General features: G+C 68.4%; 1 protein-coding gene. It reads left to right on the top strand.

What is annotated here, in order from left to right; translation table 11 throughout:
- On the top strand, positions 1-722 hold a 722-nt coding region (locus ACXJKR_RS34010), incomplete at both ends, for a cupin-like domain-containing protein (RefSeq protein WP_457326616.1).

Raw genomic sequence — 722 nt, 5'->3', positions numbered from 1 at the left:
GTTGAAAGCTGGTCTGCGGCCGACGAGCCGCAGCTCAAGGAGCGCCTGGAGCAGCGGGTCGAGCCCGTGCTGCTGAAGGGCTTGGTGGCGGGCTGGTCAGCCGTGCAGGCCGGGCGCGAGACGGCTTTCGGCATCTGCGACTACCTGCGCCGCTTTGACCGCGGCGTGGAGGTCATGGCCACCAAGACGCGCGCCGCGGCGCGTGGCGTCATGGGCTACAACGACAGCCTGACCGACTTCGCCTTCGTCAAGGCGCGCATGACGCTGCCCGAGTTCATGGCGAACCTCGCGGCCTATCTGCCGGTCGAAGGTGCGCCCTCCATTGCGGCGCAATGCGCCAAGGTCAGCGACGTCATCCCGGGCTTCCTGGACGAGAACAGGCTGCAGGCGCTGCCCGGTGTCATTCCCAACTTCTGGCTGGGCAATGCGCTGACGGTGCCGGCGCATCACGACCACCCCTACAACCTCGCCTGTGTGGTGGCCGGGCGCCGGCGCTTCACGCTGTTCGCGCCGGGGCAGGTGGGCAATCTCTACATCGGCCCGCTGGAGCACACGCCGTCGGGCGCGCCGATCTYGGTCGTGCATCCCAAGTCGCCGGATTTCGAGCGCTACCCGCGCTATCGCGAGGCGCTGGCGTCCGCACAGGTTGCTGACCTGGCGCCGGGCGATGCGCTCTACATCCCGCCGCTCTGGTATCACCAGGTCGAGGCGTTGGAGAAGGT

This window comes from Roseateles sp. P5_E11, assembly GCF_054049355.1.
The sequence above is the reverse complement of the archived record's forward strand: the minus strand, read 5'-3'. Positions and strand labels throughout refer to the sequence as shown.